This is a genomic window from Mycobacterium sp. NBC_00419 (genome assembly GCF_036023875.1).
Taxonomy (GTDB): domain Bacteria; phylum Actinomycetota; class Actinomycetes; order Mycobacteriales; family Mycobacteriaceae; genus Mycobacterium.
In genome coordinates, this window is the sequence record NZ_CP107931.1 from 2,363,939 (window position 1) to 2,390,129 (window position 26,191).

The window sequence follows — 26,191 nt, forward strand, 5'->3', positions numbered from 1 at the left end:
CCCCGTAAATTCCCCGCCGCCATCATTGCCCCCGATGGGACGGCACGCAAGACCCAAAAGACCCTCAGTACTCTGTACCCATGTCGGAACGCCCCCCGGCCGGCGCCACAATCATCAAGTTGGCCTGGTGCTGCCTATTGGCCAGTGTGATCATGGCGGCGCTCCTGTTCCCGGTGGTCGGCGGGCTGGGTCTGGTGTCCAACCGGGCCTCCGACGTCGTGGCCAACGGATCGGCCCAATTGGTCGAGGGCGAGGTGCCCGCGGTGACGACGATGGTCGACGCCAAGGGCAACACCATCGCGTGGCTGTATTCCCAGCGCCGCTTCGAGGTCACCAGCGACAAAATCGCCGACACCATGAAACTGGCAATCGTCTCGATCGAGGACAAGAGGTTTGCCGAGCACAACGGTGTCGACTGGAAAGGCACCCTGACCGGCCTGGCCGGGTATGCCTCCGGGGATCTCGACACCCGCGGCGGGTCGACCATCGAGCAGCAGTACGTCAAGAACTACCAACTGCTGGTGATCGCCCAGACCGACGCCGAGAAGCGTGCCGCCATCGAGACCACGCCGGCCCGCAAGCTGCGTGAGATCCGGATGGCACTCACGCTGGACAAGACGTTCACCAAGCCGGAGATCCTGACCCGCTACCTCAATCTGGTCTCGTTCGGCAACGGCGCCTTCGGAATCCAGGACGCCGCGCAGACCTACTTCGGCGTCGACGCCTCCGCTCTGAACTGGCAACAGGCGGCGCTGCTGGCGGGCTTGGTCCAGTCGACGAGCGCGCTGAACCCCTACACCAACCCCGACGGTGCGCTGGCCCGCCGAAACCTGGTGCTCGACACCATGATCGAGAACCTCCCGGACAAAGCTGACGAGTTGCGCGCCGCCAAGGAGCAGCCGCTGGGCATCCTGCCGCAGCCCAACGAGCTGCCCCGCGGCTGCATCGCGGCAGGCGATCGCGCCTTCTTCTGCGACTACGTGCAGGAATACCTGGCCCGCGCAGGCATCAGCAAGGAACAGCTGTCCAAGGGCGGCTACCTGATCAAGACCACGCTGGACCCCGACGTGCAGAACTCGGCCAAACAAGCCGTCGACTCGCTGGCGCCCCCGGACGTCCAGGGCATCGCGAGCGTGATGAGCGTCGTGCTGCCCGGCAAGACGGCTCACCCGGTGGTGGCCATGGTCAGCAACCGCACCTACGGGTTGAACACCGCGGCCGGCGAAACCATGCAGCCACAGCCGTTCTCCCTCGTCGGCGACGGCGCGGGGTCGATCTTCAAGATCTTCACCACCGCCGCTGCTCTCGACATGGGCCTGGGCATCAACGCCAACCTCGATGCGCCGGTGCGTTTCGAGGCCAAGGGCCTGGGCAGCGGCGGCGCCAAGGGCTGCCCCCGCGACACCTGGTGTGTGCAGAACGCCGGTAATTACCGCGGCTCGATGAGCGTGACCGACGCGCTGGCAACCTCGCCGAACACGGCGTTCGCCAAGCTCATCTCGCAGGTGGGTGTGCAGCGCACCGTCGACATGGCCGTCAAGCTGGGTCTGCGGTCCTACGCCGAACCGGGTACGGCCCGCCCGTATGACCCCGAGACCAACGAGAGCCTGGCCGACTTCGTCAAGCGGCAGAACCTGGGTTCGTTCACCCTGGGCCCGATCGAGGTCAACGCACTCGAACTGTCCAACGTCGCGGCCACGCTGGCCTCCGGGGGCGTGTGGTGCCCGCCCAACCCGATCGACAAGCTCTACGACCGGCACGGCAACGAGGTCGCCGTCACCACCGAGACGTGCGACCAGGTGGTGCCCGAAGGTTTGGCCAACACCTTGTCCAACGCCCTGAGCAAGGACGACACCAGCGGCACGGCCGCCAACTCGGCCGGCTCGGTCGGCTGGAACCTGCCGGCCTCCGGCAAGACCGGCACCACCGAGGCGCACCGGTCCTCCGGATTCCTGGGCTACACCAACCGCTATGCGGCGGCCAACTACATCTACGACGACTCCCCGAACCCGTCGGATCTGTGCTCCTGGCCGCTGCGGCAGTGCGGTGACGGCAATCTCTACGGCGGTAACGAGCCCGCCAAGACGTGGTTCACCGCGATGATGCCGATCGCCCAGAGCTTCGGCGACGTCACCATGCCGCCGACAGATCCGCGCTACGTCGACGGGGCACCGGGGTCCCGGGTGCCCAGCGTGGCCGGCCTGACCGTGGACAGCGCCCGGGAACGGCTCAAGGACGCCGGTTTCCAGGTGGCCGACCAGGCCACGCCGGTCAACAGCGCAGCCCCGGCCGGCAGCGTGGTCGGCACATCGCCGGGCGGACAGACCGTGCCCGGCTCGATCGTGACGATCCAGACCAGCAACGGCATCCCGCCGGCCCCGCCCCCGCCCCCGCCGGGCGCACTGCCGCCGGGTCTCGACGGGCTCCCGCCGCCGGCGGTCACCGTGGTGGAGATTCCGGGCCTGCCGCCGATCACGATCCCGCTGTTGGCGCCGCCCCCGCCGCCGTGACGTCTGTCTGACGTGGGGGCGCTTGAAGCGGCCTCGACCCGCTGACCATTGCCTGTTGGCAGTACTCTGACACCTATGGCTGTGCCTTCAGCAGTGAAATCCTCCGCCCTCGTGGCCGCAGGATCGGCCGCGCTCGCGGTCGGCTATGCCACGGTGATCGAGCGCAACGCGTTCGTCGTGCGCGAGGTGACCATGCCGGTGCTCACACCCGGCTCCACACCGTTGCGGGTGCTGCACCTCAGCGACATCCACATGCGCCCCACCCAGCGTCACAAGCAGGCCTGGCTGCGTGAACTGGCCCGCTGGGAACCCGATCTGGTCGTCAACACCGGAGACAACCTGTCGCACCCCAAGGCCGTCCCGTCGGTGGTGCAGTCCATCGGGGATTTGTTGTCGTTCCCCGGGGTTTTCGTCTTCGGCAGCAACGACTATTTCGCCCCGCGGCTGAAGAACCCGGCCAAGTACCTCACCGACCCCGACCATCGCGTGCTGGGCAAGCCGCTGCCCTGGCAGGACCTGCGGGCAGCGTTCACCGAGCGCGGCTGGCTCGACCTGACCCACACCCGCCGCGAGTTCGAGGTGGCGGGCCTGACGATCGCGGCGGCCGGTGTCGACGACGCCCATCTGGAGCGGGACCGCTACGACACCGTGGCCGGTGCGCCCAACCCGATCGCCAATCTGAGCCTGGCCGTGACGCACGCCCCCTACACGCGGGTGCTGGACCGCTTCGCCGCCGACGGCTACCAGCTGATCATGGCCGGACACACCCACGGCGGTCAGCTGTGCCTGCCGTTCTACGGCGCGCTGGCCACCAACTGCGACCTGGACCGGACCCGCGCCAAAGGCGCGTCGCGCTGGGGCGTCGACACCGCGCTGCACGTGTCGGCCGGCATCGGCACCTCGCCGTTCGCACCGTTCCGATTCTGCTGCCGACCGGAGGCCACTCTGCTGACGCTGGTGGCAGCACCGACGGGCGGGCATGACCAGTCCCGCAACGCGGTGCGCTCCAGCCCCACCGCTTCCGTCCGCTGAAAGCCCACGGGCGATGAGTGCAGTCGCCGTCCACAACCAGCCCCGGCGCTGGGTCGACAATGCGATCCGGTTGATCGAAGCCGACGCACGCCGCAGTGCCGACACCCACCTGTTGCGCTATCCGCTGCCGTCTTCATGGTGTGAGCGGGTTGACGTCCAGCTCTATCTCAAAGACGAGTCCACGCATATCACCGGCAGCCTCAAGCACCGGCTCGCGCGTTCACTGTTTTTGTACGGCCTGTGCAACGGCTGGATCGGTGAGCACACCACAGTGGTGGAGGCGTCGTCGGGATCCACCGCGGTGTCGGAGGCCTATTTCGCCGCGCTGCTCGGCCTGCCGTTCGTCGCGGTCATGCCCGCCTCGACGAGCCCGAGCAAGACCGCGCTCATCGAATCTCAGGGTGGCCGTTGCCATTTCGTGGACCATCCGGGCGAGGTATACGCCGAAGCCCAGCGCATCGCCCATGAGACGGGTGGCCACTATCTGGACCAGTTCACCAACGCCGAGCGGGCCACCGACTGGCGCGGTAACAACAACATCGCCGAGTCGATCTACGAGCAGATGCGCGACGAACCGCACCCGATTCCGTCCTGGATCGTGGTCGGCGCCGGCACCGGCGGCACCAGTGCCACGATCGGGCGCTACATCCGCTATCGCCGCTACAGCACCCGACTGTGCGTCGTGGACCCGGAGAACTCCGCGTTCTTCCCGTCCTACGCCGAAGGCCGGCGCGACGTCGTCGTTGCGGCGTCCTCACGCATTGAGGGCATCGGCAGACCTCGGGTGGAGCCGTCGTTTCTGCCCGATGTCGTCGACCGGATGGAACGGGTCCCCGACGCCGCGTCCGTCGCCGCGGCCCATCACGTATCGCGGGTACTGGGCCGCCGGGTGGGACCCTCGACGGGCACGAACGTGTGGGGCGCCTTCAGCCTGCTGTGCGAGATGGTCGCCGCGGGCACCAGCGGATCGGTGGTCACTCTGATCGCCGACAGCGGCGACCGGTACGCCGACACCTACTACGACCCCGAGTGGCTAACCGCTCACAACCTGGACCCGAGCGAGCACGCCGGCGCGCTTGCCGAGTTCGAACGCTCCTGCGGCTGGTCGCCGGAGGCGTCGTCGACGGCGTCGTAGTCGCCGGTCACCACCAGCCACAGCGCAGCAAGCAGGAAGAATCCCCCGTACACCACGGCCCCCAAAGCGGTCATCATCCGCCCCACCTTTCGCCTGCCGGCGTTGTCGTCGCGCCGTTAGTGTGCACAACGCCACCGACAAGCCAGATGCTTCCCGTCATCCGCTGCCGGTTGCGCCGGGGTGTGCCCTGACGAGCCGTTTGGCTTCCCGTGGGGCCGGTGCGATACGCTGTCGTGGCTTCACGCGGGGTGTGGCGCAGCTTGGTAGCGTGCTTCGTTCGGGACGAAGAGGTCGTGGGTTCGAATCCCGCCACCCCGACAGTGAGAGCAACGCCCTGACCGCAGGTTTGCGGTCAGGGCGTTGTCTTTTCGGCCGCTGTCAGCGGCAGCCGAACGTCAGCCCATGGGCATGTCGGGTACCGGCGCATCGCAGCGATCACGGAAATCCGCCGCCGGCTGCCGTATCGCCTGGATCTCGTTCTGCACCTGAGGATTTGCCTGGGCGTAATCCGCGATAGCAGTCCGAATCTCGTCCCGGGACTTCCCTTTGAGACTGGTGAAGAATGCGTTGACGTCCGGATGGGTGAACAGGTAGGCCGACATCCCGGCGTTCACGCCGGACATGACCCCGGCCAGATCGGCCGCCGAACAGTTCGGCGGGTCGGCGACCGCGGTGGCTGCGGTACCCATCAGAGTCGCGCCGGCGATCACCCCGGCGCTGATCAGGATTCGGAAAGACATTGATGGCTCCTTGAACGATGAGTGGACGGGTCAGAACGAGAAAGTCAGCGCGGCCCGATACCGCCTCCGCCGCCACCGGGCCGACCGGGTCCGCCGGGCCGTGGTGGCCTCGGAAGAGAGAGGTCGAGATCCCAGCCGTCATCGCAATACCAGGGATCGGCACAGTACGACGGGTAGACCGGCCCGGCCACCGGAGCGGTGGGCCCGCCACCGCGAACCTCGCCCTGCGCACACACGGTTGCTGCTCCCGCACTGGTGCAATCCGCCGAGGCGACCGGAGCGACCAACCCGCTGAGCGGCAGCGCCGCAACGACTAAGCCAACGAATAGGTACCGCTGCCGACCCATGCGAACCCCCTGGTGAAGTCGATGCTGGCGACGCTACTCGGAGGACCAACCATAGGTGGGGTTTCGGCCGCCTCTTGTAACTAGAGCTCCTTGTAAGGCGGGTTCAGTACGACGGGGCCACGGCGACCGAGGGCGCGGGCGACGGGGTGCGCGGGGAATTCGGTTGGGCCGGTAGATATCCCTGGTCGATGATCGGCCGAAGCGTGCGGTCGATACCGTCGACCGTCGCCGCGCCAACTCCTATCTCACGCAACGGAGTGGTCAGTGGCAGATTTTTGGTGGGGACGCCGTAGACGATGTTGATGCCGCCCTGAGTGTTTCGGGTGACGGTGATGTTCTGCGCCGGGACGGCCGACAGATCTGATTTCTGGGCCACGGTATGCACGGTTGCAATGGCGATCAGCGCGTTCAGGACAGTCAGGTGGTTCGAGGTCTGGGCGATCGGAACGGCGAAGCCGTCGTACTGGTTGACCACCTCGATCTGCCGGAAGCGGGTCTGCGGAAGACGAATGGGCGTGTAGTCGAACTGCGGCAGATACCTGTCGACCTCGGTGGTGAACGCGCCGAAATTGGGGTCGGCGATCAGGATGAAGGTGGTGTCCGACGGCACGCTCGGGTCGGTGTTCAAGTCGGCGGCCACCTGCTGGACGACCATGGCTCCCTGCGATGTTCCGACGACCGACAGCGGTGTTCGGCTTCGCGCCAGCGAGGCTCGAATGGCGGCCTTGGTCTCCGCGACACCGGTCCGGATCGATGCGCCCAGGCTCGGATCGAGAATCCCGGTGAAGGGCCAGATCGACGCGGGGTAGTCGACCGTGGTCACGGTGTCCCCGCGATACACGCCGCCCAGCAGATCCTCCGCGACGTCGGAGGTGTTACCACCCAGCAGCCTGCCCAGAGTGCCGCTGGTACCTCCGACCCACACCACCTCATCAGCCTGGGCCGGTGCTGCCGTGGCGATGCCGAGGAGGACTGCCGCTACCCAGCAGAAGCGTTCGACGGAGAAGCCGGACATGCCAGGCAGATTATTGACAGCGCAACCACACTGCAGGGTGGGCACGGTGTCTCATAGCCAACTCATTGCAAGTCACAGGCTCCCCACATGCAACTTCAGTCACACGCAGAGTGGGCAATCGGCGCTAGCGCCGAATCAGAACAGCTTCGGCAGGCAGAAGATGATGCACGGCAGCGAGGGAAGCCCGATCGGCGGGGGCGGCGGCAACTCCGGCAGCCCGATCGGCGGAAGCTGCGGCAGCCCAATGGGCGGGGGCGGCGGCAACTGCGGCAGCCCAATGGGCGGGAACTGCGGCAGACCGATCGGCGGGGGCGGCGGCAACTGCGGCAGACCAATGGCCGGGAACTGCGGCAGACCGATGGCCGGCGGCGGCGGGAGCTGCGGCAGCCCGACCGGCATCGCCGGCGCACTGAAGGCAGGTAACGAGAACGCCGACGCGGCGGGCAACGAGAAGGTCGGGGCGGCCGGCATCGCGAAGGTCGAGGCGGCCGGCAACGCGAAGGTCGACGCTGAGGCCGCCGAGTTGTTCCCGATGTTCTGCGCAAGCAGGTAGAACAGGCCCGACGCCGCTCCCGATGCCGCACCTGACACCACACCGGCAGCACCGTTGGCGATCGGGGTCGCGACGCTGACCGCGATGTTGGAGTTGGCCTGCTGGACCGCTGTCTCGCGCGCGGCGTCCAACTGCCGCCCGAAGCTGTCATTCCAGGACTGGGTCAGGCTGTTGAGCAAACCTTGCAGGTCAGAGTTGGCCTTCGGGGCCGCGGCGGACTGACCCTCGGCCGGAAGAATCGTGTCGTCGTCGCCGGGAGCCGCAAGGGCCGGACCACTGAGGGTCAGCAACGCCCCGACGCACAGCGACGCGGCGGCCGCCATGCGGGCTGAGGTATGCCGAAGGCCCATGATCACTCCTTTTCCGGGGATGCGACTAATAGTATCCGGCATACCCGGCCCAAGACAGCAATCGTTATCAACGCAAACGTCTACTCAGCTAAGACGGCGAGCGCCTCCGCTGCCGCAGGACGACAGCCTCAGCCCCCACAAAGACCAGCAGCGATGCGATCACCGCGGCGATGATCGCCGGATAGCGGCTGTCCAAGCCGCCGGCGGACACCTGGCGGATCAGGATTCCGGTGAACGCCCAGATCAGCACCAGCCCGTAGGCGACGTCACGGTTACGCAGCATCGTGGCCGTGCCGATCAGCATGGCCACCAACACGATGATCGTCGCCCACACCGCGGCGCTGATCCCGAAGCCATCCCAGTTCAGACTGACCAGCAGCACCGTGATGTTCGCGACGGTGGCCACCGTGGTCCAGCCGAAGTAGACACTGAACGGTATTGCGACGAAACACTTTTCGCGGCTAGTGAGATTCGCCACCCGTAGGGTGTCGGCGATCAGGATCAGGCAGACGAGGATCACCAGGATCAGGACGGCCGACAGCGGGATGACGTCGTAATGCCAGGCGAACACCCAGGCGGTGTTGGCCAGCGAGGAGATCGAGAACAGCACTCCGACCCGATTGAGAAGGGGGGTGCGGCCGACGTCGGGGGCGTCCTCGCGGAACAGTCCGAGCTGGTAGAGCACGTGCAGCCCGAGCAACAGGTAGATGACACTCCAGATCGAGAACGTGATCCCCGCCGGGGTGAACAGGCTCGGATAGGCATCAGACACCTCGCCGGTGTTGCGGCCGTTGAGCGGTAGCGCATTGGCCAGCACGTTCATGGTGATCATCGCCAAGTACGTGACGACCACGAGCGCCTTGATCGGGCCCCGTCCGGTGGTTGCGGTCATATCGGTCACCTCCTGGCGTCAGCCTGTCATCACCGAACCTGCTGTCAGGCGATTGAATCGGCGCTGTCAGTAACTGGTAAGACTCAACCGAACGGCTACACGGAATCGGCGGCGGCGCGACCGGCTGCTCGGCCGGAAAACAGGCAGCCGCCGAGGAATGTGCCCTCCAGCGCGTTGTACCCGTGGACGCCGCCGCCACCGAAACCGGCCACCTCACCGGCGGCATAGAGCCCACCGATGGGGTTTCCGTCCAGGCCGAGCGCCCGCGACGACAGGTCGGTCTGAATTCCGCCCAGTGTCTTTCGGGTCAGAATGTGCAGTTTGACGCCGATCAGCGGCCCGGCATCGGGGTCGAGGATCCGGTGCGGGGCGGCCGTCCGGCCGATCCGGTCACCGATGTAGCGGCGCGAGTTCCGAATCCCTTGCACCTGAGCATCTTTGGCGTACGGGTTCGCCATCTGCAGGTCGCGTGCCTCGATCTGGGACCGGATGGTGGCCGCCTCGAGCAGCGGTTCGTCGGTCAGGGTGTTCATCTTGGCGACGAGTTCCTCGAGAGTGCCGGCGACGACGAAGTCGGCGCCGTGCTGCTTGAACGCCTCGACCGGGGCCGGTGCCCCCTTGGTCAGCAGCCTCTCTTTGAGGAATCCGCTGCGGTCGGAGTTGGTGATGTCGGGGTTCTGCTCGGAGCCCGACAATGCGAACTCCCGCTCGATGATCTTCTGCGTCAGGATGAACCAGCTGTGGTCGTAGCCGGCGATGTCGGGAGTCGTCCGCAGGTAGCGCAGTGTGCCCAGGGTGTCGTAGCCGGGCAGATACGGCTGCGGCAGCCGCCTGCCGAGGGCGTCGAACCACATCGAGGAGGGCCCCGGCAGGATGCGGATGGCGTGCTTGGGCCAGATCGGGTCCCAGTTCTGGATGCCCTCGGTGTAATGCCACATCCGGTCCCGGTTGACCAGCCGAACCCCGGAGCCCGCGGCGATGTCGAGCATCCTGCCGTCGACGTAGGCGGGCACGCCGGTGATCATCGACTCGGGGGCGGTGCCCATCCGCGCGGGCCAGTACCTGCGCACGATGTCGTGGTTGGCACCGATACCGCCGGTGGTGACGATGACAGCCTGGGCGTTGATTTCGAAGTCGCCCAACGGATCCCGGTTGCTCGGCGCACCGCGCGGTGCGTCGTCGGGCGCGAGTACCGTGCCGCGCACACCGGTCGCGACGCCGTTACTGATGACCAGTTCGTCGACCCGGTGACGGTGATGGAACCTGACCAGCCCGCGGTCGGCGGCGGCGAGTGCGGAGTTGACGAACGGCTCGACGACACCGGTGCCGGTGCCCCATGCGACGTGGAAGCGCGGCACCGAGTTGCCGTGACCGTCGGCGCGCAGGTCGCCTCGCTCCGCCCAGCCGACCGTCGGCAGGAAGCTGATCCCGTGCCCGCGTAACCAGGACCGCTTCTCGCCGGCCGCGAACTCGACATAGGCGCGGGCCCACTTCACTGCCCAGGTGTCCTCGTCGTCGAGCCGGTCGAATTGGGCACTGCCGCGCCAATCGTTCCAGGCCAGCTCGAAGGAGTCCTTGACCCCGAGGCGCCGCTGCTCGGGGGTGTCGACGATGAACAGCCCACCGAACGACCAGAACGCCTGCCCACCGAGATTGGCGGCGTTCTCCTGGTCCACCAGCGCCACCGTCTTGCCGCGGCTGGTCAGTTCGTGCGTGGCGACCAGGCCGGCCAGACCGGCGCCGACGACGACGACGTCTGCGTCCATGACACCCTCCCGACTCGGAGCAGCCCTCACCGTACCGCCGCCTGAGCGGGACCGATGTGACGCACGGGGTTTAGCGATGTGCTGAGCGGGAAAACCTGAGGGGTGACACTCGCTCCCCTGACCCTGCAGCCCTTCCTTCCGGCACCGAGGGGACCGTTGTCCATGGCGGTTCTCGATCTCCTCACCGAGCGGGCACCGCGGGCGCACCTCAATCGCGTCGAGGCCTCCGTCGGCGACTCCGATCCCTACGGCATCGACGTTCAGCTGAGCCTCTACGTGTGTTACGAACTGCACTACCGCGGGTTCGCCGGCGTCGACGACGGCTGGGAGTGGAACCCCGGGTTGCTGCATCTGCGGGCCCGTCTTGAAGAGACCTTCCTCGCGGCGGTGAGCCAGGACGTCGGCGACATCGGCGCCGGCGAGACCGCGGCCGCCGAGATGGAGCGCCTGACGGTCGAACCCGTCGACGGATCGGGTCCGTCGTACTTCCTGCGCGACAAGGGAACCTGGGAGCAGATGCAGGAGTACTTCGTGCACCGCTCGCTGTATCACCTCAAGGAGGGCGATCCGCACGCCTGGGCCATCCCCCGGCTCACCGGTCAGGCGAAAGCCGCATTCGTGGCCGTCGAGTACGACGAGTTCGGTGGCGGTCGCGCTGACCAGGTTCACCAGCAGCTGTTCGCCGACCTGATGGTCGCCGCCGGGCTCGACGCCGACTACCTCGGCTACATCGACGCCGTGCCCGCCGAGTCGCTGGCGGTGGTCAACCTGATGTCGATGTTCGGCCTGCACCGCGAGCATCGCGGCAGCGCCATCGGGCATTTCGCATCCACCGAGATCACGTCCTCACCCGGTTCGCGCCGACTCGTCGAAGCACTCGAACGGCTCGGCGCCCCCGACACCTGCGTGGCGTTCTACCGGGAGCATGTCGAGGCCGATGCCGTGCACGAGCAGGTGGTGCGGACCGACGTCGTCGGCGATCTGGTCGGGCGCGAACCCGAGTTGGAGCGCGACGTCGTGTTCGGGATCCGGGCGCATGAAGCGGTCGAGGATCGCCTGGCCCGTCACCTGATGGCGAGCTGGACCACCGGCGAGAGCTCGCTACGCAGGCCGATCGGCTGACGCCGCGTCACCGTGACGGCGGCGACGCCGGTGGCTGGTGTCGCACAGCGGATAGGTCTTGCTGCGCTTGCACGTACAGATCGCGACCATGAAGCGGTCGGATTCAACGACGGTTCCGTCCGCCAGTTCGATGCGCACCGGTCCCTGCACCATCATGGGCCCCGACGACACGATGCGGACCAGGCGCGGCTGCACCTCGGTCATGCTGCTTTCACCGCTCTGATCACGACGAGTTCCTCCTCGCGCCTGCCGACCGGGATCATGCCGATCTGCTCCATCCAGTGCGCCCGGGCGTTGAGCACCGGACCGAACGGAATGAGTTGCGTCATAATAATTTCGGCGTGCAGGCCACCACGGCGGAGCCGTCGCAGGGTGCGCCCGGCACCGGCGAGTTCGGACTGCACGATCAGCATCGTGCCCCTGTCGGCCAGCAACATCGGCGCCGAATCGCACAGCGGGTCGAGCACCATCCGGCCGTCCGGACCGGCGTCCCACGCACTCGAGGGACCGACGTCCGGCGAGATCTGCTCCAGATGCGAGTCGGGACCTGTTGGCACATAAGGAGGATTGGAGACGACGATGTCGTACGGTCCAGTGTCGGCTGCGCCGGTCACATCACCGAGCCGGGCGTCGACCGTCACACCGGCACGCGCGGCGTTGGCTTGGACACACCGCACGGCGCGGGGGCTGATGTCAACGGCACAGACACTGCGCGCACCGAGTTGGGCCGCCGCGATGGCGATCACACCGCTTCCGGTGCAGACGTCGAGAACGCGCCGCCCTGCCATGTCGGCGGCAACTGTCATCGCGTCGATGAGCAGCATCGAATCATGCTGCGGTGCATAGACGCCCGTTGTCGCGGCAACCGAATCCTGCACGTCGGGATAGAGGATGGTCAACGTCGGCCTTTCGAGATCGAAGCCGTTGTGGTGCCACGGCATAGATGCATATAGATGCCCGATTACCGTTGTGTTAAACCACGCGGGATCGGACCGACCCGCCGCCGACCACCTAGGGACGTTTCCTAATCGGGTGTTTCGAAGTCGGGGCCGTCGTCGACGTCGGGAGTGCGGTCACCGTCTCGCCGGTCGGGCAGGTCAGTTCGGCGTTCTTCCTGGTGGTCGTCGGTGTAGTCGGCGAGATCGTCCTCGTCGGAAGTCCGGTCGGTCATGGCCGTGGGGATAACCCATCCACCGCCGTTTCAACCCGTTGCGGGCTATGCGACCAAACACGTTTCCCGACAACAGATGTAGGGGTTCAGTTCGCTGCCTCGCGCAGGGCCGCCAGCAATGGTTCGGCAGCCTTGGCGAGGAAGGCCTCCTGCCCGTCGTCGCCGATCTGAACCAGCGCGATGTCGGTGAACCCGGCCTTCCAATACGCGCTGACCGACTCGACGATGGCGTCCAGATCCGGCCCGCACGGAATGTTCTCGGCTACGGCGTCCGGGGTGACGAACTGGGTGGCGCCGGCGAAGCCGGCCGGTGTGGGCAGGTCGGCATTGACGGCCCAGCCACCGCTGAACCAGCGGAACTGCTCGTGGGCCCGCTGGATCGCCGCGTCGCGGTCCGGGTCCCAGCAGATCGGGATCTGTCCGATCACCCGTCCACCGCCGGGCAGCCCGGTCGCCTGGCGGGCACTGTGCCAGCCGTCGACGAGCTTGCCGTCGGGTTCGACGGCGATCAGGTGATCGCCCGCGGTGGCGAAGGCGTCCAGCGAGCGCTCCCCGGATACGGCGACGCCGATGGTCACCGGCACCTCGGGGACGTCCCAGATCCGCGCCGAATCCACCTGGAAGTACTCGCCCTTGTGGTCGACCAGTTCGCCGCTGAGCAGCCGCCGGATGATGACGATCGCCTCACGCAGCATGTCGTGGCGTCGCGCTACCGCCGGCCAGCCGCGTCCGATGACATGCTCGTTGAGGTTCTCCCCGGAGCCCAGTCCCAGCGTGAAGCGGCCGTCGGCGAGTATCTGCAATGTCGCCGCCTGCTGAGCGACGACAGCCGGGTGGTAGCGCATCGTCGGACAGGTCACGTAGGTGTAGAGGTCGACTGTCTCGGTGGCGTGCGCGACCGCGCCAAGGAGCGTCCAGGCGTTCGGGGCGTGGCCCTGCGACACCAGCCACGGTGAGAAGTGGTCACTGCAGACCTCGAAGTCGAAACCTGCCTGCTCAGCTGACATCGCATAGCGGACAAGCTCTTTGGGTCCGCTCTGCTCGGTCATGAGGGTGTATCCGAAGCGCGTCATGGCCGACGGGTACCCGCACGTCAGCGGGCGAAACGAGCTAGAGCCGGTCCTTGACCGCCGCCGAGAGCCTTGAGCCGTCCGCCTTGCCCGCCGCGATCGCGGTGGCCGCCTTCATCACCAGGCCCATCTGCTTGATCGAGGGGCGTTCGCCGATCTCCTCGGCGATCTGGGCGATCGCGGTGTCCACCACGTCGGCGACTTCGGCCTCGGTCAGCGGGGTGGGCAGATACTCATCGATGACGCGCGCTTCGGCATGTTCCTCAGCGGCCAGCTCGCCGCGGCCGTTCTGGGTGTAGATCTCGGCGGCCTCGCTGCGCTTGCGGGACTCGCGGGCCAGCACCTTGAGCACGTCGTCGTCGGACAGCTCCCGGGCCTGCTTGCCGGACACCTCCTCGGTCTGAATCGCCGCAAGCAGCATCCGCAATGTCGCGGTCCGTAGCTTGTCCTTGGCCTTCATCGCGTCGGTGAGGTCCGATCTCAGCTGGTCTTTGAGCTCCGCCATGGCGCAAACGCTACGCGCACGGAGTGGGAGGACGTTGAGAATTACCCGGCCTGTCGACAGGATGGGGTGATGAGCAACGACGTCGGGGGCGTTGTCCGGTGACCACACCACCCCACGGCCAGGGCGGTCCACCGCAGGGCTGGCCAGGTCAACCGGCGTTCCCGCCGCCCGGTTACCCCCAGGCGGGTTACCCACCGCCCGGCTATCCACCACCGGGCTATACCCCGCCCGGTTATCCACCACCGGGCTATCCCCCGCCGGGCTACCCCCCGCCGGGCTACCCACCACCCGGTTACCTGCCGCCGGGCTACGGGGGCCTTCCCGCGATGGCCCTCAAGCCAGGCGTCATCCCGCTGCGTCCGCTGTCGCTCAGCGACATCTTCAACGGCGCGGTCGGCTATATCCGGGCCAATCCCAAGGCGACCCTCGGCCTGACGGCTGTGGTGGTCGTCATCACCCAGATCCTGGCGCTGCTGCTGCAAGCGGGACCGCTGGCCTACGTCGGGCGGATCAGCGCTGAGGGTGACGGCGAGCTGTCCACCCCCGTGCTGGTCGGCACCCTCGCCTCAAGCGCCGCCGGTGGTATCGCCACCGCGCTGTCGGCGATCCTGCTGTCGGGCATGCTGACGGTCGTGGTGGGCCGGGCGGTGTTCGGTTCGACGATCACCATCGGTGAGGCCTGGCGACGGGTGCGCGGTCGACTGCTTGCGCTGATCGGCCTCAGTGCCCTGGAAGTCGTTGCGGCAGTTGTGCTCATCGGTGCCGTCGCGCTGGCGATCCTGGGGATCAGCCTCGCCGCCAACACCGGGATCGCGGTGCTTGTCGGGATACCACTGGTGCTGGCGGCCGTGGCGGTATTGCTCTACCTGTACACCGCGCTCGCGTTCGCTCCGGTGGCGATCGTGCTGGAGCGAAAGTCCGTGATGGACTCCATCAACCGGTCATTCGCCCTGGTGCGCAACCACTTCTGGCGCGTCCTGGGTATCCGGCTGCTGGCCTCGCTGGTGGCCGCCGTGGTCGCGGGAGCGGTCGCCGTCCCGTTCAGCATCGCCGGGCAGATCGTCGCCTTCAGTGCCGATAGTTCCGGGCCCTTCATCCTGGCCACCGCGATCGCCGCCGTCGGCAGCGCGATCGGGCAGATCGTCACCGCGCCGTTCAATGCCGGGGTGGTCGTGCTGCTCTACACCGACATCCGCATCCGTGCCGAGGCCTTCGACCTCGTCCTGCAGACCGGTGCCACCACGAGCACCGCCGATGTCGAGGCCGCCGACGCGCTGTGGCGCACCCCGGCGCGCTGAGGGCCCAACAACCATGCCCACCATCGATATCGACCGCGAGACCGCCCATGAGGCAGCGCAGCGCGAGTTGGCCAAACCGATCTACCCCCGAGCCTCGCTGACCGACCGGATCAGCGAGTGGCTCGACGACCTCATCAACCGCCTGATCCTCAAGGGCGGCTCGATCCCGGGCGGCTGGTTCACCATCGCGGTGCTGGCGATTCTCGTCGTGGTGGCGTTCGTCGTCGCCGTGCGCATCGCGCGGCGGACCATGCGGACCAACCGGGGAACCGGGGCAGGATTGTTCGGCGCCCATGAACTCTCGGCAGCCGAGCATCGTTCGACTGCCGAAGGCTATGCAGCCCAGGGAAATTGGGCCGCGGCGATTCGCCATCGACTTCGAGCTGTGGCACGCCAACTGGAGGAGTCGGGCACACTGAACCCGGTCGCCGGACGCACCGCCACTGAGCTCGCCCAGGACGCCGGTGAACTGCTGCCCGGCTTCGCCACAGACCTACGGCGTGCGGCAACAACATTCAACGATGTCACCTACGGCGAGCAACCCGGCACCGAGCCGAACTACCGGATGATCGCCGGCCTTGACGATGCCCTGCGCCAGCACGCGGCACCCACCGGCGCCGACGTCACGGCCACCACGATCGCCGACACCTGGACCCCGCTGCGGTGAGCACGACTATCGGACAACGCTGGCGCACCGGACGCTGGCTCGCCCTGGGCCTGATCGTGATCTCGGCAGTGGCCGCAGTCAGTGCCTATCTCACCGCGCCGCGCCCCGGCGGGCGGATGGATCCGCAGTCGACGTCCTCGGAAGGCGCGCACGCGCTGGTGACCCTGCTGCGGGATCGCGGTGTGGATGTCCTTGTGGCCGAGGATGTCGCCGGGGTGGAACGCGCCGCGGGCCCGGACACCCTGCTGCTGGCAGCCGAGACCTACCAGACCCGCGGAGCGGACTTACTGAACAGGCTGGCCGCGGTTCCCGGTGACCGACTGCTGCTCGAACCCACCGCCCGGGTCCGCGACGCCCTGGCTCCCGGTATCCGGACCGGCGGGGCGAGCGTCCTGGGCGATGAGCCGGATTGTGATCTGCCCGAGGCCAATCACGCCGGCGTCGTACAACTGGGCCCGACCGACACCTACGAGAAGGTCGGCGATGTCGACCTCACCCGCTGCTACGGCGGTGCACTGGTGCGCTACCGCGCCGACGGGCGCACGATCACCGTCGCCGGCAGTTCGGAGTTCATGACCAACGGCGCACTACTGACAGAAGGCAACGCCGCGCTGGCGATGAACCTCGCCGGGCAACGCCCACGGCTGATCTGGTACGCCCCACAGCAAGCCGAGGGCGACGTCAGCGGCGGCGCCGAGATCGGTGACCTCATCCCCGACGCGGTGAGCTGGATCGTCTGGCAGCTGTGCCTGACGGTGGTCCTGCTGGCCCTGTGGCAGGGCCGCCGACTGGGCCCGCTGGTGGCCGAGAAGCTTCCCGTGGTGGTCCGCGCGTCGGAGACCGTCGAGGGCCGGGCCCGGCTCTACCGGTCCCGGCGCGCCCGCGACCAGGCGGCCGAGGCACTGCGTACCGCCACCGTCCAGCGGCTGACACCCCGGCTCGGTCTGGGCGCCAACGCTTCTCATGCCGCCATCGCCTCGGCTGTCGCGCAGCGCTACAGCGGCGACACCACCACCGTGGCACACATCCTGTTCGGTCCGGTACCAGCCACCGACGCCGACCTCCTCCAGCTGGCCCACGCTCTCGACGACATCGAAAGGCAGGTCACGAAGTCGTGACTCAATTCGCGCCATCCCCTCAACACGACGAGGCACGCAACGCATTGCTGGCTCTTCGCCACGAGATCGCCAAAGCCGTTGTCGGGCAGGACGCCGTCGTCAGCGGTCTGGTGATCGCACTGCTGTGCCGCGGGCACGTCCTGCTCGAAGGTGTGCCCGGCGTAGCCAAGACCTTGTTGGTCCGCGCGATGGCCGCCGCCCTGCAGTTGGAGTTCAAGCGGGTGCAGTTCACCCCGGACCTGATGCCTGGCGACATCACCGGTTCACTGATCTACGACGCGCGCACCGCGGCCTTCGTGTTCCGGGAGGGCCCGGTGTTCACCAATCTGCTGCTGGCCGACGAGATCAACCGCACCCCACCGAAGACTCAGGCCGCACTGCTGGAGGCCATGGAGGAACGACAGGTCAGCGTCGACGGCGATCCGAAGCCGCTGCCGGATCCGTTCATCGTGGTCGCCACTCAGAACCCGATCGAATACGAGGGCACCTATCAGCTGCCCGAAGCGCAGCTGGATCGCTTCCTGCTCAAGCTCAATGTGCCGCTGCCGCCGCGGGATCAGGAGATCGCGATTCTCGGACGGCACGCCCAGGGGTTTGATCCCCGCGACCTGAGCGCCCTGCGGGCGGTGGCCGGTCCCGCTGAACTGGCCGCGGGCCGCGCCGCGGTGAAGCAGGTTCTGATCGCCGATGAGGTACTGGGCTACATCGTCGACATCGTGGGCGCCACAAGGAATTCCCCGTCACTGCAGCTGGGTGTGTCACCGCGTGGCGCGACCGCCCTGCTGGGCACGGCGCGGTCGTGGGCGTGGCTGTCGGGCCGCAATTACGTCACTCCGGACGACGTCAAGGCCATGGCGCGCCCGACCTTGCGACACCGGATCGGGCTGCGCCCGGAGGCCGAACTCGAGGGAGCCACCCCCGACGGGGTGCTCGACGGCATCCTGGCCGCCGTGCCGGTGCCACGGTAGTGACGCTCACCGGCCGCACCGGGCTGATCGCCCTGCTGTGTGTGCTGCCGATCGCACTGTCACCCTGGCCGGCAACGGCTTTCGTGGTAGCACTGCTGGCGCTGGCCGCCGCGGTAGCCGTCGACGTCGCACTCGCCGGCAGCCCCCGGGCCCTGCGCTTCGAGCGCGACGGCGCCGCCTCGGCCCGCCTCGGCCAGCAGGTCGACGCGGTGCTGCGGGTTCACAACGCCGGTACCCGGCGGTTTCGCGGAGCGCTGCGCGACGCCTGGCCGCCGAGTGCCTGCGCACAACCCCGCACGCACGCCCTGGCGATACGGCCGGGCCACACCGAGACGATCGCGACCACGCTGCAGCCGCGCAGACGGGGCGATCAGCGCTCACAGGTGATCACGGCCCGGTCCACCGGACCACTCGGTCTTGCCGGCCGGCAACGGTCGCACGACGTCGCGGGTCAGATCCGGATCCTGCCGCCGTTCCTGTCCCGCAAGCACCTTCCGTCGCGGCTGGCCAAGCTGCGCGAGATCGACGGGCTGCTGCCGGTGCTGATCCGCGGCCACGGAACGGAATTCGACTCGTTGCGGGAGTATGTCGTCGGCGACGACGTCCGTTCCATCGACTGGCGGGCCACCGCACGCCGCGCGGACGTGGTCGTTCGCACCTGGCGCCCGGAGCGCGACCGCCGGGTGGTGATCGTGCTCGACACCGGCCGGACCTCGGCGGGCCGGGTCGGGGTTGACCCGACCGCACGCGATCCCGGCGGCTGGCCGCGACTGGACTGGTCGATGGACGCCGCGCTGCTGCTGGCCGCGCTGGCTTCCCGCGCCGGTGACCACGTCGACTTCCTGGCGCACGACCGGGTGACGCGGACGGGCGTCTTCGGCGCCTCGCGCACCGAACTGCTCGCCCAGTTGGTGGATGCGATGGCTCCGCTCGAGCCGGCGTTGATCGAGTCCGACGCCGCCGCGATGGTGGCCTCGGTGCTGCGGCGGGTGCGCCGCCGGGCCCTGGTGGTCCTGCTCACCGACCTCAACGCCTCGGCACTCGACGAGGGGTTGCTGCCGGTGCTGCCGCAGCTGTCGGCCAAGCATCAGGTGATCGTGGCCTCGGTGTCCGATCCGCGCGTCGATCAGCTGGCGGCCGGGCGCGCCGACGCGGCTCAGGTGTACGACGCCGCCGCCGCGGAGCGGGCCCGCAACGACCGTCGGCTCATCGCATCGCGGTTGCGGCACAAGGGAATTGAAGTTGTCGATGCCGCGCCGGAGGATCTGGCGCCGGCGTTGGCCGACCGGTACCTGGCGATGAAGGCCACCGGCCGGCTGTAGGCCGCCGAGCCTCTACCCGGTCGGCACCACGTCGGGCGCGTCCTGCAGGTCACCGGTCTCACCGGCCAGGCTGGCACGCCGCCCGAAGTAGACGACGTAGGCCAGGAATGCCGCTTCGGCGAAAACGCCGATGCCGATGCGCACGAATGTCGGCAGCGGGGACGGTGTCACCAACGCCTCGATGAGACCCGACACCAGCAGCACCACGGCCAGGCCCACTGCCGCGGCGACCACTGCCCGGCCCTGTTCGGCCAGTGCCTGCCCGCGGGGCCGGTCGCCCGGCGAGATCACCGTCCAGCCCAGCCGCATACCGACCGCCCCGGCCAGGAACACCGCCGTCAGCTCCAGCAGGCCGTGCGGGATGAGCAGCCCGAACAGCACGTCACCCTTGCCGGCGTGCATCATCAGGCCGCCGGTGACGCCGAGGTTCGCGGCGTTCTGGAACAGCACCCACGGAATCGGGATGCCCAGCAGGATCGCGAACGCGATGCACTGCGCAGCCACCCACGAGTTGTTCAGCCACACCCGCAGTGCGAACGAGCCCGCGGGGTTCTCGCTGTAGTAGTTGGCGAAGTCGTGGTTGACCAGGTGGTCGATCTCCGCGGGCGTGCTGAGCGCGGACTGCACCTCGTGGTTGCCCGCCACCCACATGCCGATGATCACCACCACGACGAAGAACGCGACGGCGGTGGCCAGCCACCACCGCCAGGCACGGTAGGCCACCACCGGGAACGACACGGTCCAGAACCGGGCGAACTCGCTCCACAGCGGGGCGTGCGCACCGGTGACCGCCGAGCGGGCCCGGGCGACGAGGGTCGACAGCCGGCCGACCAGGACGCTGTCCGAGGACGCGGACCGCACCATCGACAGGTGGGTGGAAACCCGCTGGTAGAGGTCGACGAGTTCGTCGACCTCGGGGCCCGTCAGACGACGGCGCCTCTTGACCAGCTGCTCGAGCCGGTTCCAGGTGTCCTGGTGAGCCAGGACGAATGCGTCGACGTCCACCGGGCCGAGACTAGTACCGTTGGTCGGCATGATGCCGGTGCCCGAGACGGTGGTGACCGGGGACGCGGTCGTCCTCGACGTCCAGATCGCGCAGTTACCGGTTCGCGCCGTCGGCGCATTGATCGACATCTGCGTCGTGATGATCGCCTACCTGATCGGGATGATGCTGTGGGTGGCCACCGCGCTCCAGTTCGACGAGGCCCTGAGCGCCGCGATCATGATCATCTTCACGGTGCTGGCTCTGGTGGGTTATCCGATCATCTTCGAGACCGCGACCCGCGGCCGCTCGATCGGCAAGATGGTGATGGGCCTGCGGGTGGTGTCCGAGGACGGCGGCCCGGAACGCTTCCGGCAGGCGCTGTTTCGTTCGCTGGCCGGGTTCGTCGAGATCTGGACGCTCTTCGGTGGGCCGGCGGTGATCTGCAGCCTTGCCTCCCCGAAGGGCAAGCGCATCGGTGACGTGTTCGCCGGCACGGTGGTGATCAGCGAACGCGGCCCCAAACTCGCTCCCCCACCAGTCATGCCACCTGCGTTGGCGTGGTGGGCGGCATCGTTGGAGCTGTCTGGGCTCGGACCCGAGCAGGCCGAGATGGCCCGCCAGTTCCTCTCCCGTGCAACACAATTGGATCCGCAGATCCGCGACCAGATGGCGTACCGGATCACCTCGGAGGTGGTCGCGCGGATCTCGCCGCCACCGCCGCCCGGCACGCCGCCGCACTATGTGCTGGCGGCCGTGCTCGCCGAACGGCATCGCCGCGAACTGGCGCGGCTGCGTCCGGCCGTTGCGCCCCCGATGTACCCGTCGTACCCTCCGGCACCCCCGGGCCCGCCGGTGGCCGCACCGCCGGTGGCTCCGGGCGCGGGTCCCGGCGGGTTCGTGCCGCCGGGCTAACGCAGCTGCATCCCGATCACCAGCGGCGCGTCACCGGCTGAGCCGACTACGACGAGAACGTCGCCACCAGCACGGCGACGTCGACGACGATGACCACCCAGGCGAGCAGCGGAACCAGGAAGCCACGGCGGTACCCGGCGGTGAGGAACGACAGCAGGATCGCCACCACCGCCACGACAGGCGGCGTGTAGATGAGCAACCCGTAGACGAACCCGGTCGGCTTAGGGCAGTTCGGCTCACCGCATGCTGCGGTGCTCATCACGGCGCCCATGGCGAGCACCTGCACGGCGGCGGCGCCGAGGATGGTCGACAGCGCGAGCAGCCAGTTGACCCACAGCCGTGTGCGGTGTGCCCGGCCGGAGTCTGTTTCGGTGGCATTCGATGCGGTCATGGCGACCGGCTACCCGAACCGGGCACCGCACAACCCTGGATCAGGCTTGCGGCTGCGCGCGCTGGCGCCGGGCTGCCACCACGCCGGCCGCGGAGGTCACCGCGATCGTCAAGAGCGCTCCGAGCATCAGCGCCGACGGTTCGCCCGGGGAGAGCAGGTGGTTCTGGGTGCCCAGGGTGGCCGCGGCCACCGGCACCCCGAGCTGGGCGGCGGCCAGCGCCCCCAACGCCAGCGGCTGACCCGTCAGACGGCACGTCAGGTGGGCCAGGACCGCCCCGACGCCCAGGGCGAGGCCCAGCAGGACGTAGGCGGGCCGGTCGCCCAGTTCGCGCACCTGCAGCGACGCACCGAGCCAGACGAAGAACAACGGGCTGAAGAAACCCTCGGTGATGCCGAACAACTGCCGGGCCAACCGGCGCGGCTCGCCGGTTGCCTTGACCACCAGGCCGAGCGCGAACCCGGCCAGCATGATCGACACATGGGTGCTGGCTGCCAGCGCTGCGAGGGCGAACAGCACGATCAGGCTGATCCGCAGTTCGAGGGCAATTCTGTTGGTCTCGGAGTAACGGTGCAGACGCTTGCGGAGTCCGCGGCGCTCCAAGGTCGACAGCGCCACGAACAGCACGACCGAGCACACCCCGATGACGGCCGCGCCGAGGGCTGCCGAGATCGCCCGGTGCGGGTCGATCACCAAGGGCAGCAACACAATCGAAGCGGAGTCTGCGATGGCGATCTGGGCGGTGACACCCAGCACCTGGGGACCCGCCAGGCCCAGGGACTGAATGACCGGCAGCGCCAGCGCCGCGGACGACGACGCCATCAGCACGGCGTACACCGCGGCGTGGCCGGTGTGGAACACCTGCGCCAGACCCAACCCCAGCCCGGTGGCGACCGCGCCGACGAGGACGGCGCGCAGAACAGCGGTACCGGCCGACGAGCGCAGCGTGGTGTCGCGGATCGGGACGTGGGTGCCGACCACGAACATCACCAGCGCGAAGCCGATGTCGGCCAGCAGGCGGAAGGTCGGGTCACCCGCATCGACGATGCCGAATCCCGTTCTGCCGATGATCAATCCGGCAGCGAGCTCCCCGATCACCACGGGGATCCGCAGGCCCGGCACCGACGCCAGCAGCGGGCCGACCATGCCGACCACCGCGACCAGCGCCAGGGTGCTGAAGCCGAAACCACTCAATGCGTGGCCCATGACGCGAGCCGGCACGGGATCGCCGTGTTCTCGTCGGTCAGGTAACTGGCACACACACGGTGGTAACCGTCGGCGATCTGCAGGGCATCGGCTGCGCTGCCGCGCACCAGCAGGATCGGTGACAGCTTCTTGCCGCGACCGATCTTGTCCAGGTCTGACCGCACGTGGGGGTTATCAGCTGACAGCAGGTTCAGACGCGCGGCCCGCAGAATGTCCTTGGCCTTGCGGTACACCGGTTTCGCCGTGCGCAGGGCAGCCACTGTGGCGGTGACAGTGGCCGGCTCGGCCAGCAGACTCAGATAGTCGGCCGCCGCGTCGTAGTCGTGGTCTTCAGGGTCGTCAAGCCATTTCACCGCCATGGTGTGCTGAGGCTACTCGCCTGTGGGGCCCCGAACCTCAACTCGGACCGTAACGTCTCCTGAGAACGTGCAGCGGGTCGTCGGCGTCGCGCCGGCCGCGGGGGCCCGGCTTTTCCGCGGGAATGAACGTCTCGCGCCGGGTCCATTCCCGGGCCGCCCAGCGCTCCGCGATCGCCCATCGGCCGTCGCGGCGTTCCATGAGGTCGACGTAGCGCACGCCGCTGGTGAAGTTCAGCCTGTCGGGGTCCTCGGGACGGCCCCAATGCGTTGCCGTGCAGTAGGTTTCACTGATTGCACGGTCTGTGCCGATGAACTCGACATGATGGTTGCCCATCAGGTGCATCGACCCGGCGAGGTACTCGAGGCTCTTGCCGAGCCAGCGTACGAAGTCATCCGCACTGCCGTCGAACCCGGTGTGGTGGTCGACGGCGTCGTGGTGGTAGGCCTGCCGCACCAGGTCGAGGTCGAGTCGGTCGACGCCACGGCAGTACATCGCCACGACGTCGCGGATCGCCTGGAGGTCAGTCAGCCGCTCGAGTGCATCAGACACCGTAACCTCCGTCTACGTCGAGCTTCTGGCCGGTGATGAAGCCGGCCCGCGGCGAGGCCAGGAAGCACACCGCCTCGGCCACGTCGGCGGCGCAACCGAATCTACCCAGCGGGGTGTTGTCGCGGGCGGCCTGCAGCGCGCGGTCGTCGAGGTCCCCGTCGGCGATCAGCCGTTCGGCGTTGCCGTCGACGAGCATGCCGGGACCCACGCAGTTGGCGCGCACCCCGAATCGACCCTCCTCGGCCGCGATGCCGCGGATCAGCGCCTCGATGGCCGCCTTGGGGGCGACCGACAGTCCGTCGCGCACCGCGAAGCGCCGCGTCGCCGCGGTGGTCACGGCCACCAGGCTGCCGCGTGCGGCCCGCAAGTGCGGCAGGCAGGCGGCGATGAGAGTGAAGAAGCCGCCGGTGTCGGTGGCGATCTGGCGCCCGAACTGGTCGGGCTCGATCCTGCTGAGGTGACGCATCGGCACGTGCAGCCCGGCCGTGTAGACCACGGTGTGCAGGCCGCCGGCGTAATCGGCGACCGACGCTACGACGCCCTGCACGCCGGCGGCATCGGCCAGGTCCAGTCGGTGCGCGCTGACGCCCAGGCCGTCGGTCAGCTGTGCCGCCTTGTCCTCGTTGCCGTGATAGGTCAGCGCCACCCGCGACCCGCGCGACACCAGCGTCCGAACGATCTCGGACCCGATGCCGCCGGTACCACCGACGACCAAGGCGGTCCCAGGCAACGCACTGAAGTCGTCCATGCCCCGGAAGGCTAGGCGCTGATCCAGTTCCCGTGGAATCCGTACGGGACCCGGCGCGGCAGCGCGATCCTGGCGACCGGGTCACCACCGAAATCCGACGCGTCCAGGATCACCAGATCGCTGCCATCGCGGGCGGCGTCGTAGACGTAGCCGATGTACCAGCCGTTGCTCTCGTCGGCCGGACCCGACGGCGACGGCACGAAGACCGCCTCCCCCGGCCCACCCGGCACCAAACCCGTGCCGAAGGTGTGCTCGACGGCGTCGCCGGTGTTCAGGTCGTAGCGGACCAGTTTTGCGTCGCCGACCGACACCGAGTAGCGGGCGGGCAACCCGGCCAGCCGGTCGTCGATACGGGGGAACTCGACCGCCCGGTCGTCGAGCTGGCGTTCGCTGACCGTGCCGGTCTTGAGGTCGATCGTCCAGCTCCACAGCACCGCACTGGCTTCGAAGCCGCCGTTGTCACGCCAGAGCTCGGGGTACCGAACTGCTTGCAGCACAATCGAATCGCCGGATTCGTAGGCGTTGGCGACGTGGAAGACATAGCAGGGATCGATGTCGAACCAGCGAACCTCGCCGAACGGGTCGTCACGGCTCAGAACACCCAGGCGCGCACCGTAGTTGTCGTCCCATCGGTAGGGCATGTCGCCCTTGCCTTCGATGGCGATGTCGAGATTGAACACGATCGGCAGGTCCATGAAGATGACGTGCCCCGAGGTCATCGCGAAGTCGTGCATCATCGTCAGCGCCTTGACGTCGAGCGGGCGGTTGACGGTGAGCTCGCCGTTGGCGTCGGCACGGTGGTAGGTGACGTGCGGCTCGAAGATGTTGCCGTAGCCGAAGAAGTGCAGTTCCCCGGTGGTGGGGCAGATCTTCGGGTGCGCGGTCATCGCGTCGTTGAGCTTGCCGCCGAAGTCGTAGCAGCCGACGGTCTCGAGATCGTTGGTGATCTCGTAGGGCAGTGAGGACTCGACGAGCGCGAGCGTCTTGCCGGCGTGATTGACGACGTGGGTGTTGGCGACCGAGGCGTTCAAGCTGCGGGTGCCGTCGTCGTTGTAGAGCGGGAAGGGGTCGGTGAAACTGTCGGTGCGGATCCAGCGGTTGCGGTACCACTTGGCCGCCCCGCCCTCGATCCGCACGCCGTGGATCATCCCGTCGCCGGTGAACCAGTGCCCGGTGGGCTGGCGCGGGTTGGGGCCGTTGCGCAGGTACCAGCCGTCGAGTTCGGGCGGAATGGCACCCTCGACGGGCAGGTCATAGTCGGTGAGTTCGTCCGGCACGGGCGCGTAGTTGCCGCGCTGGAAGAACTGGCCTTCGGTGGGCAGGTTGGCGGAGTCTGCTGTGACGTCGGTCATGGCGTCCACTCTGACAGTCCATAGATGACATGTCAACAGTGAACGGTTATCCAGATTGGGCGTATCCGCCTCACAAAAAAACAGACCGGATGCCGGATTCGGTGAGTAC

The 26,191-nt window shown here is 68.0% G+C and carries 28 protein-coding genes and 1 tRNA gene; 11 read left to right on the plus strand and 18 right to left on the minus strand.

The features are described from left to right. Window positions 1–80: 80 nt before the first annotated feature. The 4 genes from ponA2 to OG976_RS11285 all read left to right on the plus strand — a co-directional run bounded on the left by ponA2 (window position 81) and on the right by OG976_RS11285 (window position 4,995). Window positions 81–2,510 carry a transglycosylase/D,D-transpeptidase PonA2 gene (ponA2, locus tag OG976_RS11270; RefSeq protein WP_328361952.1) on the plus strand — a complete coding sequence of 810 codons (2,430 nt, stop codon included), beginning with the start codon at window positions 81–83 and terminating at the stop codon, window positions 2,508–2,510. Between the two features lie 75 nt (window positions 2,511–2,585). Then, a complete protein-coding gene (locus OG976_RS11275; protein WP_328361955.1) occupies window positions 2,586–3,542 on the plus strand; it encodes a metallophosphoesterase in 957 nt (318 codons plus the stop codon). A 13-nt stretch (window positions 3,543–3,555) separates the two neighbouring features. Further along, the gene (locus OG976_RS11280) at window positions 3,556–4,677 is read left to right on the plus strand and encodes a PLP-dependent cysteine synthase family protein (RefSeq protein ID WP_328361957.1); all 1,122 of its coding nucleotides are present in this window, start codon (window positions 3,556–3,558) and stop codon (window positions 4,675–4,677) included. Between the two features lie 244 nt (window positions 4,678–4,921). Then, window positions 4,922–4,995 (plus strand) — tRNA-Pro (locus OG976_RS11285). 77 nt (window positions 4,996–5,072) lie between these two features. Here the strand turns inward: OG976_RS11285 and OG976_RS11290 are convergent. The 6 genes from OG976_RS11290 to OG976_RS11315 all read right to left on the minus strand — a co-directional run bounded on the left by OG976_RS11290 (window position 5,073) and on the right by OG976_RS11315 (window position 10,340). Further along, a complete protein-coding gene (locus OG976_RS11290) occupies window positions 5,073–5,417 on the minus strand; it encodes a heme-binding protein (protein WP_328361959.1) in 345 nt (114 codons plus the stop codon). A gap of 44 nt (window positions 5,418–5,461) precedes the next feature. Beyond that, complete coding sequence (locus tag OG976_RS11295) at window positions 5,462–5,764, minus strand: hypothetical protein (protein ID WP_328361960.1); 303 nt, start codon at window positions 5,762–5,764, stop codon at window positions 5,462–5,464. Window positions 5,765–5,867: 103 nt separating this feature from the next. Then, window positions 5,868–6,779 carry a PE-PPE domain-containing protein gene (locus OG976_RS11300; RefSeq protein ID WP_328361963.1) on the minus strand — a complete coding sequence of 304 codons (912 nt, stop codon included), beginning with the start codon at window positions 6,777–6,779 and terminating at the stop codon, window positions 5,868–5,870. Between the two features lie 135 nt (window positions 6,780–6,914). Further along, entirely contained in the window at window positions 6,915–7,682 is a 768-nt protein-coding gene (locus tag OG976_RS11305) for a hypothetical protein (RefSeq protein ID WP_328361966.1), read from the minus strand. An 88-nt stretch (window positions 7,683–7,770) separates the two neighbouring features. Further along, on the minus strand, window positions 7,771–8,574 hold the full coding sequence (locus OG976_RS11310; RefSeq protein WP_328361969.1) for a tryptophan-rich sensory protein: 804 nt from the start codon (window positions 8,572–8,574) through the stop codon (window positions 7,771–7,773). Window positions 8,575–8,669: 95 nt separating this feature from the next. After that, window positions 8,670–10,340: an FAD-binding dehydrogenase gene (locus OG976_RS11315; RefSeq protein WP_328361972.1), complete on the minus strand. Its 1,671-nt coding sequence runs from the start codon at window positions 10,338–10,340 to the stop codon at window positions 8,670–8,672. A 162-nt stretch (window positions 10,341–10,502) separates the two neighbouring features. On the opposite strand from OG976_RS11315, the gene OG976_RS11320 reads away from it, so the two are divergent. Further along, window positions 10,503–11,462 carry an iron-containing redox enzyme family protein gene (locus tag OG976_RS11320; protein WP_442930456.1) on the plus strand — a complete coding sequence of 320 codons (960 nt, stop codon included), beginning with the start codon at window positions 10,503–10,505 and terminating at the stop codon, window positions 11,460–11,462. Here OG976_RS11320 and OG976_RS11325 read toward each other — a convergent pair. The 5 genes from OG976_RS11325 to OG976_RS11345 form a co-directional block, all read right to left on the minus strand. Further along, window positions 11,442–11,666, minus strand: coding sequence for a CDGSH iron-sulfur domain-containing protein (locus OG976_RS11325; protein WP_328361978.1), 225 nt, complete (start codon window positions 11,664–11,666; stop codon window positions 11,442–11,444). The genes OG976_RS11320 and OG976_RS11325 overlap by 21 nt on opposite strands. Next, complete coding sequence (locus tag OG976_RS11330; RefSeq protein WP_442930528.1) at window positions 11,663–12,361, minus strand: HemK2/MTQ2 family protein methyltransferase; 699 nt, start codon at window positions 12,359–12,361, stop codon at window positions 11,663–11,665. Before OG976_RS11330 ends, OG976_RS11325 begins: the two co-directional genes overlap by 4 nt. 125 nt (window positions 12,362–12,486) lie before the next feature. Continuing rightward, on the minus strand, window positions 12,487–12,633 hold the full coding sequence (locus OG976_RS11335; RefSeq protein ID WP_328361984.1) for a hypothetical protein: 147 nt from the start codon (window positions 12,631–12,633) through the stop codon (window positions 12,487–12,489). An 86-nt stretch (window positions 12,634–12,719) separates the two neighbouring features. Continuing rightward, window positions 12,720–13,706, minus strand: coding sequence for an LLM class F420-dependent oxidoreductase (locus tag OG976_RS11340; protein ID WP_328361987.1), 987 nt, complete (start codon window positions 13,704–13,706; stop codon window positions 12,720–12,722). 37 nt (window positions 13,707–13,743) lie between these two features. After that, window positions 13,744–14,208 (minus strand): GatB/YqeY domain-containing protein, encoded by a 465-nt coding sequence (locus OG976_RS11345; protein WP_328361990.1) that lies wholly within the window; start codon window positions 14,206–14,208, stop codon window positions 13,744–13,746. A gap of 98 nt (window positions 14,209–14,306) precedes the next feature. On the opposite strand from OG976_RS11345, the gene OG976_RS11350 reads away from it, so the two are divergent. Genes OG976_RS11350 through OG976_RS11370 form a run of 5 tightly spaced genes read left to right on the plus strand, consistent with a single transcriptional unit; the run spans window position 14,307 to window position 19,581 of the window. Next, the gene (locus OG976_RS11350; protein ID WP_328361992.1) at window positions 14,307–15,506 is read left to right on the plus strand and encodes a DUF7847 domain-containing protein; all 1,200 of its coding nucleotides are present in this window, start codon (window positions 14,307–14,309) and stop codon (window positions 15,504–15,506) included. A 13-nt stretch (window positions 15,507–15,519) separates the two neighbouring features. Next, the gene (locus OG976_RS11355) at window positions 15,520–16,173 is read left to right on the plus strand and encodes a DUF4129 domain-containing protein (protein WP_328361995.1); all 654 of its coding nucleotides are present in this window, start codon (window positions 15,520–15,522) and stop codon (window positions 16,171–16,173) included. Then, window positions 16,170–17,291 (plus strand): DUF4350 domain-containing protein, encoded by a 1,122-nt coding sequence (locus tag OG976_RS11360; RefSeq protein WP_442930457.1) that lies wholly within the window; start codon window positions 16,170–16,172, stop codon window positions 17,289–17,291. Before OG976_RS11355 ends, OG976_RS11360 begins: the two co-directional genes overlap by 4 nt. Next, window positions 17,288–18,259, plus strand: a complete 972-nt coding sequence (locus tag OG976_RS11365; protein WP_328361998.1) for an AAA family ATPase — start codon at window positions 17,288–17,290, stop codon at window positions 18,257–18,259. The genes OG976_RS11360 and OG976_RS11365 overlap by 4 nt, the downstream gene beginning before the upstream one ends. Next, on the plus strand, window positions 18,259–19,581 hold the full coding sequence (locus OG976_RS11370) for a DUF58 domain-containing protein (protein WP_328362001.1): 1,323 nt from the start codon (window positions 18,259–18,261) through the stop codon (window positions 19,579–19,581). Before OG976_RS11365 ends, OG976_RS11370 begins: the two co-directional genes overlap by 1 nt. A gap of 12 nt (window positions 19,582–19,593) precedes the next feature. Here the strand turns inward: OG976_RS11370 and OG976_RS11375 are convergent, their stop codons facing one another. Next, a complete protein-coding gene (locus OG976_RS11375) occupies window positions 19,594–20,586 on the minus strand; it encodes a stage II sporulation protein M (protein WP_328362004.1) in 993 nt (330 codons plus the stop codon). A 28-nt stretch (window positions 20,587–20,614) separates the two neighbouring features. Here OG976_RS11375 and OG976_RS11380 point away from each other — a divergent pair, with 28 nt between their 5' ends. Further along, a complete protein-coding gene (locus OG976_RS11380) occupies window positions 20,615–21,478 on the plus strand; it encodes an RDD family protein (RefSeq protein WP_328362009.1) in 864 nt (287 codons plus the stop codon). A 46-nt stretch (window positions 21,479–21,524) separates the two neighbouring features. Here the strand turns inward: OG976_RS11380 and OG976_RS11385 are convergent, their stop codons facing one another. The 6 genes from OG976_RS11385 to OG976_RS11410 are packed head-to-tail and all read right to left on the minus strand — an operon-like array spanning window position 21,525 to window position 26,082. Then, window positions 21,525–21,869, minus strand: a complete 345-nt coding sequence (locus OG976_RS11385; RefSeq protein WP_328362012.1) for a hypothetical protein — start codon at window positions 21,867–21,869, stop codon at window positions 21,525–21,527. Window positions 21,870–21,909: 40 nt separating this feature from the next. Continuing rightward, window positions 21,910–23,073: a cation:proton antiporter gene (locus tag OG976_RS11390; protein WP_328362015.1), complete on the minus strand. Its 1,164-nt coding sequence runs from the start codon at window positions 23,071–23,073 to the stop codon at window positions 21,910–21,912. After that, window positions 23,058–23,432 (minus strand): hypothetical protein, encoded by a 375-nt coding sequence (locus OG976_RS11395; protein ID WP_328362018.1) that lies wholly within the window; start codon window positions 23,430–23,432, stop codon window positions 23,058–23,060. The genes OG976_RS11390 and OG976_RS11395 overlap by 16 nt, the downstream gene beginning before the upstream one ends. 37 nt (window positions 23,433–23,469) lie before the next feature. Continuing rightward, window positions 23,470–23,982, minus strand: coding sequence for a nuclear transport factor 2 family protein (locus OG976_RS11400; protein ID WP_328362021.1), 513 nt, complete (start codon window positions 23,980–23,982; stop codon window positions 23,470–23,472). Beyond that, window positions 23,975–24,730, minus strand: coding sequence for an SDR family NAD(P)-dependent oxidoreductase (locus OG976_RS11405; RefSeq protein ID WP_328362024.1), 756 nt, complete (start codon window positions 24,728–24,730; stop codon window positions 23,975–23,977). The genes OG976_RS11400 and OG976_RS11405 overlap by 8 nt, the downstream gene beginning before the upstream one ends. 11 nt (window positions 24,731–24,741) lie before the next feature. Beyond that, window positions 24,742–26,082 carry a carotenoid oxygenase family protein gene (locus OG976_RS11410; protein WP_328362027.1) on the minus strand — a complete coding sequence of 447 codons (1,341 nt, stop codon included), beginning with the start codon at window positions 26,080–26,082 and terminating at the stop codon, window positions 24,742–24,744. Window positions 26,083–26,191: the final 109 nt, after the last annotated feature.